Here is a 9,990-nt window from a genome sequence, read left to right as displayed (position 1 = left end):
AAGTAAAAAATAGAGTTGAGGCCTTCGGCCATCAACCCTATAAATTATAGAACCATTTTTGCTAAAATTACGGAACATGACATAATGCTTGGTATGTCTGTTTGTAAGTAGTATAATGGATAAGAAGGTGGAGGTGAATTGCTATGGAAATGGAGCATATAAATGATAACCTAATTAAAGTTCTAATTGGATCTGAGGATCTAGAAGAACGGGGTATCGACTTTTTAGACCTAATAGGGGACCAATCACGGATTGAAAAATTCTTTTACTCAATTTTAGAAGAAGTGGATATTGACCATCATTTTCACGATTCAGAAGCTGTGACATTCCAAGTGATTCCTAACAGCGAAGGCTTAGAATTGTATATTAGCCGTGCCAATGTTGAGGAACTTGATGAGGTTTGGGAAGATGAACTAACGAAGCGTCTTAAAGAACGCAAAGAAATGTCCCTGAAGGAATCCTCTAGTGAAAATATGACCGATTCAACTGCTGAATCGAATCAACAAGTAAGCTCCTCTACTAATAAGAAAACTAAGAAGACGGCGATTGAGTCGATGATGAATTTATTTAATCCTAAGTCTGAGTCAAAAGATGAAGACTTATCACAAGAGCAACCTATTGAAGGAGTCATTCGTTTTAGTTCATTGGATAATTTTTTAAGACTAGCTCGTGAAATACCAAGCGAATTGCTAGTTTCAGATCTATATTATATGAATTCGCATTATTTCTTGATTCTCTATGATTTAGAACGAACAGTAAGTAAAGATAAACTTGCAACTAAGTTATTGACTCTCTTCGAGTTTGGAGAAATATCAATGGTCACTGCATCTGTTTTAGCAGAACATGGTGAGTTATTAAGAAAAGAAGATGCACTCTTCTTCTTTGGAAACCAATTTTAAATCAATTAAACACCTAACCCCCTTTAGATCTGTATTTCAGATTAAAGGGGGGTTATTAATGTACGCGGCAATAAATCAATTTGGTGAGTTAATCTATGCAAAAGAAGCAAAAAAGGATCAGATTTATGTTTGTCCGTACTGCTTAACTAAAGTAGTTTTAATTAATAAAGAAAAAGGGCGTTCTTACTTCCGACATTTAAAAGCTTGTTCATTAGATAGTAAAAATGAGGGTACTTATTTAAAATTTGGTTTAAAAGAGACTCACAGAGGAGAAAGTAAAGAACATAAGCAGGCCAAAAATTTATTACGAGATAATTTTCGAAACTTTGGCTATGAATGTGCGCAAGAGGTTATTTTTGAAAAAATAAATCAGATTGCTGATCTTATGGTCGAAGATAGCTCCTGCGCTTGGATAGTTGAGTATCAAAAATCAGTCATTTCATCAATTGATATGGATAAAAGACAAAAAAATTATCAAGCACTCGGTTTTCAAGTTCAATGGTTAATTGATGATTATTATTTTAAACAACGGGGCTTAAGTACATGGGTTCGACGTTGTATCGCATATTCAAAGAAACTTGGTTATCACGTTTGGACTTTAGATTTAAATCAGTACGAATTAAAATGTTATCACCATATACCTTTAGTTTATAGTTTAAATAATTTAGATATTAAGCTTACAAGCTATTCTTATAAAGAAAATTGGCTATTGGCACTTAATGGAAGCTTAAAAGCAAAGAGCGATGTGAAAAATATTTATTTGAAAAGAAGCGAGTCTAGGAGTATTTCTCTAATTGACTATTCTTTTATTATTCAATCAATAAAATCCAATCTTTCTTATCGTGTTTTCTTAAACCAGCTCTACAACTATCAAATTAACTTGGAAGAAATACCCAGATGGGTTTTTAATAATTGGCAGGTGCAAGCGATGAAAGAGCCTGGCTGGCTGATTTGGATTTGGGCCTTTGAATCAATGTTATGGCTGAATAGAAATTTGAAAATCAACCCTGAAGGAGAGGGGTTAAACTTTTCTTCCTTTTCCTCGAGGATGAATGAACATTTAGATAACAACCACTTTAGTATGTTTCACTTTCCTTTAATGGGCCAATCTAAAACTATATTAGAAGAAACTTTATATATTCTTTATTATGTTCTAAAAAGATTAATGGAGTAAAAACGATTTGTTAGAGAGTCAGAAAAAATTTTTTTAAATCATCTAATTAATTAATGATACCGTTCCCATTTAGGATCTAATTATGATAAACTAAGATTATCATAAGAAAAGGGAGTAATGTTATGTCTACACATAAAGCACGTAAGCGTTCTGAGATAGAAGAAAAATATACCTGGGATTTGTCATCCATGTATAAAGACCAAGAAGCTTTTGAATCGGATTTTACAAAGGCTCAACAAATGATTGGTGATTTGAAGGACTTAGAGGGCACGCTAGGTCGAAGTGCAGATCAGCTTGTTAAAGCGATTGAAACGATGAAAGAAACTGAGAGAATCGTTGAAAACTTATATGTTTATAGTCACTTAATCAGTGATCAAGATCAAACCGTTTCTGCTTCACAAAGCTTACAAGCGCGTACATTGCAATTAATTACTGAATTTGATGGAGCTACAGCTTTCTTTGATCCTGAGCTTTTAGCGATTGATGAGGAGAAACTACAGGAATTTATTAAGACCAATGAGTCATTAAAAAAATACCGTCAGTTTCTAGATAATGCAGTACGTTTTCGCCCACACACTTTAAGCCATGCAGAAGAGCTTTTGTTGGCTAAAGCGGGTGAAATTTTTGCCACACCAAGCAAAACATTTGGCTTATTGACTGATGCCGATTTGAGGTTTCCTACTATCAAGGATGAAGAAGGCCATGAAGTAGAGTTAACGCACTCGGTTTATGGAAAGATGCTTGAATCTTCTGACCGTCGCGTTAGAAAAGAAACTTTCCAAAAATATTATAGTATTTTCGACCAATTTAAAAATACATATGCTAGCTTAATTTCTAGTCAAATGAAAGCTCATAATTATCAAGCAAAAGTACGTCACTTTGACTCTGCTCGACAAGCTGCTCTTTTCCAAAACAATGTGCCAGAGTCAGTGTATGATACATTGTTAGAGGCTGTTCATTCACGTTTAAATCTTTTACATCGTTATGTAGCACTTCGTAAAGACTTACTAGGTGTTGAAGATTTAGAAATGTACGATATGTATACACCTTTATTAGGTGAAGCTCCAATTAAAGTGACTTATGAAGAGGCGCAGTCGATTATTTTGGAAGCTGTAAAACCAATGGGTGAAGACTATGTGGCAATAATGAAGGAAGCTTTTGCTGACCGTTGGATTGACCTTTATGAAAATATCGGTAAACGATCAGGAGCTTATTCTTCAGGAACCTATGATTCTAAGCCATATATTTTAATGAACTGGCAAGACTCAATTAATCACCTTTATACCTTAATTCATGAGCTAGGGCATTCTGCACACTCATACTTAAGTCGCAATAACCAAGAGCATATCTATTCTGGTTATTCTATTTTCTTAGCAGAAATTGCGTCGACTACTAATGAAAACTTATTAACTTATTACTTATTAGACAAATATAAAGATCCCGAAATTCGTCTATTCATCTTAAATCATTTCTTAGACGGAGCTAAAGGTACCGTCTTCCGACAAACACAGTTTGCTGAATTTGAACACTTTATGCATACTGCAGATGCTGAAGGCACACCTTTAACACAGGAGTTTCTTTCAGAAAATTATCGTGAGTTAAATGCTAAATACTACGGGGAGGCAGTTAATTCAGATTCTGAGATTGTGCTAGAGTGGTCACGTATTCCTCACTTCTACTATAATTATTATGTTTTTCAATATGCCACAGGATTCTCGGCAGCAACTTACTTTGCAGCTAAAATCTATCAAGGAGATAAAGAAGCTTTAGAGAATTACAAAGGTTTCTTAAAGTCAGGGTCTTCTAAATATGCTGTAGATACTATGAAAGACGCTGGCTTAGATATGACTCAAGCAAATTATATTTTAGCGACGCTTGATGTTTTTGAAGAAAGGCTCGATGAGTTTGAGTCAATCTTGAAAGAACACCGTTCATAATCAGAAAAGTTTTAAATAAATACCCCCCTCAATAGACGAATACCTATTGAGGGGGTTGTGTGTTTAGCAAGCTATTATTTTTTTGTGGGAAATAGGCCTCTAAGCGATAGATTGGGTGACCTTTGGCTGAGAATTTTTCCTCGTATTCAGTTTGTATGTTTCCTTGAAAATCGCTATGATGAAGATCTAACCATACTTGACGAAAAACGAAACCATATTGACTCATAGAAGCTAAAGAATACTGAAAGAGACTCATATTATCTGTCTTGAAATGAATATCCCCATCAAGTTTTAAAATTGTTTGGTATTGGCTTAAAAATTTAGGGGAAGTTAAACGTCGTTTAGTATGACGAGCCTTGGGCCAAGGATCAGAAAAGTTAAGATATACACGGTTGACTTCTCCATCACTAAAGAAATGGTTCAAATCGCCACCGTGGGCATTAATAATTTGTAAATTTTCTAGTTGGGTATTTAGTTGTAAATCCAGAATAGAAACAGCTACTGAAGTTTGTAATTCGATGGCAATATAGTTGATGTTAGGATGGGCTTTAGCCATTTCAACTATAAATTGTCCTTTACCTGATCCAACTTCAATATGAATGGGTTGATTTTTAGCAAAACGCTTTTGCCATTCCCCCTTAAAGTCTTGGGGATTTTGAGTAACATATTTTGGATAGGCCTTTAATTTATCAGCGGCCCATGGTTTATGACGTAATCTCATAGTCTCTCCTTTTTAATTTTCATAGATGTTTTTTAGCAAAACAACAGTTTCATTGACTTGATAATGACGATCTTCTGCATAATATTCTTTAATCAGATTAAGGCAAGCTAGGAGACTGTACCATTTTACCCGTTTTTGAAAGGAGTCAGTAATAGGAAATTCATAGAGATTAAACCATTGCATCCATTCTGTAGGTGAAAAATAATGACAAAGTAGATAGCAGATATCAAATAGTGGATCAGCAATTTTAACATTATCCCAATCGACTAAGTATAAATGTTGGTCATTTGTTAACAAAAAGTTATTATGATTAAGATCTCCGTGACAGATGCAGTAGTCTATCTCTAAAAAATCTCGATCAATCATGTGCTCCATCTGCTGGATAATATGATTAAAATAGCTGTGAAACTTTAATGAATGGGGTAGACCTTGATAATAATCCTTTATTAAATCTAGAGGAGACGACTCCTGAGCTTTTGCGCGTTTGAGTAGATTCAAAAGAGAATCGTTTTGGTGGATAGAGCGGATCAAATCAATGACTTCTTGGTTAGCCATATCCTGTTTATTTAATAATTGACCCTCCTCCCATTCTTGAGCAGTTAATATGTCTCCCGTATAAGTTCTTTGAGTCCATTTTAGTTTAGGGGTAATACCTTCAGCAGCTAAAGCAGCGATAAAGGGCGAGGTGTTACGTTTAAAAAAGACTTTTTCGTCTTTACTGACGCCCATATAAGCTTGACCAGTGTTTCCGCTCAATGGGGTTATTTGCCATTCTTCACTATCATGGTACATAACCTCGCTCCTTTCATTAAAGTGATACTCTTTATTCTAACATGCTAATCTTTTAGGTCAACAGCTTTTATTTTTGATTATAAATAATAATATATAGATTATTTTAAAAGTATAAATGGATTAGTAAAATTTGAACATAAGAAAAAGCACCTTAAAGTGCTTAGAAAATGTATGTAAGTTAAGCTTCGAAGGTATTTAAAATTTCTCCAGTATAGATATCTGCAACAAAGTGGTAGTGAACGATCTGGTCATTTTCCTTACGTGAGATGCCTCCTGTGTATACCAATGGACGGGAATTGTAGGTAGTATATTCAATAGGGTCATAATCGATCCAAGAACCTGTGATTTCTCCTTCAAGCGCGAAGGCTTCACGAATACTTTCTAATACCTTACCAGCGTTTAAGGGGCGATTTTCCTTATATAATAGCGTACCTGCAGCACCAATAACAATTCCAGATATCAACACAATTGTTCCTAGTAAGCTGTAATTTTTGTTTTGAGACATATCTTTCCTCCTATTTGTGATAAGTAATCTAACTTCTTATCGCTTTTGAAACTTATCTTGATCATACCATAAATTTTATTTAAAGAATACTTTTCAAACTTGTACGCCAATTGCTTTTAAAGTATTTTTGTGACAGAATAAAAGGAGAATAATAAGTCAAATAAAGATGAGGAGGGTGTGGCTTAGCCACAAATTTTATGAACGATCAAACTTTTGCCTTAATAAAAAAGTTAACTGAATTACAAGGAATCTCAGGTCACGAAAAACGTGTTAGAGACTTCATGCATCAAGAAATGTCTCCGCTTGTTGATGAAATACATCAGTCTAGTTTAGGAAATATCTTTGGTATCAAACATAGTAAGAAAGAGGGAGCACCTCGTTTAATGGTGGCAGCGCATATGGATGAAGTGGGCTTTATGGTTCGTGAAATTACCGATCGAGGCCTTTTCAGAGTAGTCCCAATTGGTGGATGGAACCCTTATGTGATTTCAGCCCAACGCTTTACGTTGCAAACTAAAAAAGGCGATTATCCGATTGTATCTGGAGCAGTTCCTCCTCATCTCTTAAGAGAAAAAGGCGCTAAATCACAGCTTAAGGCTGATTCTATTCTTTTTGATGCAGGATTTACTTCTAAGGAAGAAGCAGAAGAATTTGGAGTGAGATTAGGCGATCCAATTGTACCCCAAGTGGAAACTATTAAGACAGCAAACGGTAAATCAATTCTGTCTAAAGCATGGGATAACCGTTATGGATGTACAGTTGTATTAGAAACGCTTCGTGAAATTCAAAATGAAGAACTCAATAATGAATTAATTATTGGAGCAAGTGTTCAAGAAGAAGTTGGTTTAAGAGGTATTAGAGGGGGCGTTCATGAATTCCAACCGGATCTTTTTGTAGCGGTGGACTGTTCACCAGCAAATGATATTGAAAAAGCGACTCAAAGTGAAGGGCAATTAGGTGGAGGGTTCTTACTGAGAATCCAAGATCCTGGTATGATTACTCACAAAGGCTTGCGCGAGTATATTGAAGATACTGCAAACACCCATAATATTCCCTACCAATGTTTCTTCTCTAAAGGTGGTACTGATGCTGGAGCTGCTCATACTATGAATAAGGGTGTTCCTAGTGCAGTGATTGGAGTTCCAGCACGTTATATTCACGGCCATCAAACTTTATTTACTATCTCAGATTATGAAGCAGCCAAAGAAATGCTCTTGCATTTAGTACGTAATTTTGATCGCACGACTTATGAAACGATTATTAAATCATAAAAGGAGCAATTAAATGAAAAGTTTAGCATTTTATAATAAAGAAGGAATTGGCGATGTACTTCTTTTAACTAATGGAATAACGGATGAAGATCATCTCAGCTACGAACGCAAAGGGGATGTTACCATAATTAGAGATCAGACAAATGATCAAGTGATGGGTATTAATATTCATCGTTTATCTAAGCATTTTAAAGTGGAGGGTCAAGGTCTTGTTAAATTAAATAAAGAACAAGAAATGCTGGTTAAAAACCTCATTAAAGAGGCAGGCTTTGATTTAGAGGTCGAAATCGATCGAGAAGAAAAATTTGTGGTTGGATTCGTTGAAGAATGTCAAGCTCACGAAGATTCTGACCATTTAAATATTACTCAAACACGAGTGAGCGAAGATGAAGTCTTACAAATTGTTTGTGGAGCAGCTAATATTGCGCAGGGTCAAAAAGTTTTAGTGGCCAAATCAGGTGCAGTGATGCCTTCGGGCGCAATTATATGGCCTGGTGAATTACGAGGCGTTCCTTCTAGAGGTATGATTTGTTCTACCCGAGAGCTTGGTTTAGAAGATATTCAAAATGATCCAGGCATCTGGGTATTGCCGAATCATTTTGAAGTAGGAACAAGTTTAGCAGAAGTAATTCAAAGCTATTAATTTAGAGAAAAATCACAAAGGAGATCGCTATGACTTCTGAATATAAAGGTCCAGCTTTCAAAAAAGGTCATCACTTAGCTGGAAACAAGAAAAGAAAATTTCATCTTGGTATGGGGAGTCATCGTAGTTCTGAACACGCTTTAGAAGAGCCCGCTTTTAAAAAGGTTCAAAAGAAGATAGAATCTAATAGAATGTCAGATAGACCTTCTGATCGGTGGTTTGAATCCGGTTCAGGAATATTAGAAAGCTTTTCAGACAAACCACTATCATCCTCTTATCAAACAGCTTATGGACGGGAAGCAAAGCATTACCGACTTGAAAAAGCTAGTCAAGCCATGCAAAGCAAGAAAACTTTAGATGAACAGTTTGAAAATGAGCCAAATGAGACAAAGTTTTCTTATGCTTATGATATTCCTTTCTTGCATAATAAAGATTATCGTAGGAATAATATGGAAAACAAATTGCAAAAGGATTATAATAACTCATTGTCTACAAGCGAAAGAGAAAAAACTAAACAAGGCAATCAAGTAATAGAAGAACGTTTAGCCAATATTGATCATTCCTTGAAAGCAGTTCAACGGATGCAAGAAGGGCATCAAGAGTGTTGGACTATGAAAAAAGTTGACCGTCAGATACTCAAACGTTTAGTGAAAGACAAGCAATCCTTTCTCTTGTTTACTAAGGAGGATAATGAATAATGTTAGATAAAAATACTGTTTATCACTTTGTGGGAATAAAAGGCTCTGGTATGTCTGCCCTTGCTTTGGTTTTACATGGTGAAGGATACCATGTACAAGGTAGTGATGTAGCTACTTATTTCTTTACACAACAAGAATTAGAAAATCAATCCATCAAAATTCTAGAATTTTCAGCCGATAATATCCAAGCGAGGCAAACGATTATAGCAGGCAATGCATTTAATGATGAACACCCTGAGTTAGTGAAAGCGAGAGAATTAGGTCTACCTATTTATCGCTACCATACCTTTATTGGTGACTTATTAAAACAATACACTTCAATTGCTGTCACAGGTTCACACGGTAAGACTTCTACGACTGGTTTGCTGGCCCATACTTTAAAAAAACTAGCTCCTCTTTCTTATCTCATTGGTGATGGTACGGGTTTTGGCGATGAAGAATCTACCTACTTTGCCTTAGAGGCTTGTGAATATCGCCGTCATTTCATGGCCTATCAACCTGATTATGCGATTATCACCAATATTGATTTCGACCATCCAGACTATTATCAATCCATTGAAGATGTCTTTTCAGCCTTTAATGACTTTAGCCACCAAGCAAAAAAAGGAATTATCGCTTGGGGGGATGACCCATTTTTATCTAAATTGCAATCAAATGTTCCTGTCTATCGCTATGGCCTCAATGATAACCAAGAGTTTTATACTGATAATATTCAACGTACGCCAAAAGGCTCTGATTTTGACGTATATATTAAAGGAGAAAAATTTGGACACTTTCACCTTCCTGCTTATGGCGAGCATAATATTTTAAATGCCTTAGCGGTTATTACCTTACTCTATTTAGAAGGATTTAAGGCTAAAGACATTGCTGAACAAATGGCAAGCTTTCAGGGGGTAAAGCGTCGTTTTTCAGTAAGACAAGTTGAAGATTTAATTATTATTGATGACTATGCCCACCATCCAAGTGAGATAAAAGCAACAATTGATGCGGCTCAACAAAAATATCCTAATCGACGGGTAGTAGCAATCTTTCAACCCCATACTTTCAGTCGTACCGTAGCTTTGCTTAATGAATTTGCTGAAGCTTTATCAATTGCAGATCATGTTCATTTAGTTGATATTTTTACTTCAGCTAGAGAACAATCAGGTGATGTCAAAATTGAAGATTTAGCTAGAATGATTAATGAAAAAGTTGAAATTATTTCGAAAGATCATCTTTCACCGCTTATGGATTACAAAGATGAAGTCCTTTTATTCATGGGAGCGGGAGATATCGACCATTTAGCTCGTCAATTTGAAACAGCCTATGCGAGTCTTCATGTAAAAAATTTATAATGTAATTTGATTCTTA

General features: G+C 35.5%; 10 protein-coding genes. 7 read left to right on the top strand and 3 right to left on the bottom strand.

From position 1 onward, the window contains the following. The first annotated feature begins 143 nt into the window (after positions 1 to 143). From ACQV2X_RS04715 to pepF, 3 genes are all read left to right on the top strand, one after another. Positions 144 to 899, top strand: coding sequence for an adaptor protein MecA (locus tag ACQV2X_RS04715; RefSeq protein ID WP_428873604.1), 756 nt, complete (start codon positions 144 to 146; stop codon positions 897 to 899). 58 nt (positions 900 to 957) lie between these two features. After that, positions 958 to 2,073 carry a competence protein CoiA gene (locus tag ACQV2X_RS04710; protein ID WP_428873605.1) on the top strand — a complete coding sequence of 372 codons (1,116 nt, stop codon included), beginning with the start codon at positions 958 to 960 and terminating at the stop codon, positions 2,071 to 2,073. 122 nt (positions 2,074 to 2,195) lie between these two features. Continuing rightward, positions 2,196 to 4,010, top strand: a complete 1,815-nt coding sequence (pepF, locus tag ACQV2X_RS04705; RefSeq protein WP_428874859.1) for an oligoendopeptidase F — start codon at positions 2,196 to 2,198, stop codon at positions 4,008 to 4,010. A gap of 43 nt (positions 4,011 to 4,053) precedes the next feature. Here pepF and trmB read toward each other — a convergent pair whose 3' ends face one another. The 3 genes from trmB to ACQV2X_RS04690 all read right to left on the bottom strand — a co-directional run bounded on the left by trmB (position 4,054) and on the right by ACQV2X_RS04690 (position 6,028). Next, complete coding sequence (gene trmB, locus ACQV2X_RS04700; protein ID WP_428874857.1) at positions 4,054 to 4,731, bottom strand: tRNA (guanosine(46)-N7)-methyltransferase TrmB; 678 nt, start codon at positions 4,729 to 4,731, stop codon at positions 4,054 to 4,056. Between the two features lie 12 nt (positions 4,732 to 4,743). Continuing rightward, complete coding sequence (locus tag ACQV2X_RS04695) at positions 4,744 to 5,523, bottom strand: phosphotransferase family protein (RefSeq protein ID WP_428873608.1); 780 nt, start codon at positions 5,521 to 5,523, stop codon at positions 4,744 to 4,746. Between the two features lie 178 nt (positions 5,524 to 5,701). Continuing rightward, on the bottom strand, positions 5,702 to 6,028 hold the full coding sequence (locus ACQV2X_RS04690; RefSeq protein ID WP_428873609.1) for a hypothetical protein: 327 nt from the start codon (positions 6,026 to 6,028) through the stop codon (positions 5,702 to 5,704). Positions 6,029 to 6,225: 197 nt separating this feature from the next. Here ACQV2X_RS04690 and pepA point away from each other — a divergent pair, with 197 nt between their 5' ends. From pepA to murC, 4 genes are read left to right on the top strand one after another with little or no spacing between them, the layout of a single operon-like run. Beyond that, positions 6,226 to 7,299: a glutamyl aminopeptidase gene (gene pepA / locus ACQV2X_RS04685; protein ID WP_428885022.1), complete on the top strand. Its 1,074-nt coding sequence runs from the start codon at positions 6,226 to 6,228 to the stop codon at positions 7,297 to 7,299. A 13-nt stretch (positions 7,300 to 7,312) separates the two neighbouring features. Beyond that, positions 7,313 to 7,942 carry a YtpR family tRNA-binding protein gene (gene ytpR, locus ACQV2X_RS04680; protein WP_428873611.1) on the top strand — a complete coding sequence of 210 codons (630 nt, stop codon included), beginning with the start codon at positions 7,313 to 7,315 and terminating at the stop codon, positions 7,940 to 7,942. Positions 7,943 to 7,971: 29 nt separating this feature from the next. Then, the gene (locus ACQV2X_RS04675; RefSeq protein ID WP_428873612.1) at positions 7,972 to 8,640 is read left to right on the top strand and encodes a hypothetical protein; all 669 of its coding nucleotides are present in this window, start codon (positions 7,972 to 7,974) and stop codon (positions 8,638 to 8,640) included. Beyond that, entirely contained in the window at positions 8,640 to 9,974 is a 1,335-nt protein-coding gene (gene murC / locus ACQV2X_RS04670; RefSeq protein WP_428873613.1) for a UDP-N-acetylmuramate--L-alanine ligase, read from the top strand. The genes ACQV2X_RS04675 and murC overlap by 1 nt, the downstream gene beginning before the upstream one ends. The last annotated feature ends 16 nt before the right edge of the window (positions 9,975 to 9,990 follow it).

It is taken from the genome of Facklamia sp. P12945 (genome assembly GCF_050409485.1).
Taxonomy (GTDB): domain Bacteria; phylum Bacillota; class Bacilli; order Lactobacillales; family Aerococcaceae; genus Facklamia.
The sequence above is the reverse complement of the archived record's forward strand: the minus strand, read 5'-3'. Positions and strand labels throughout refer to the sequence as shown.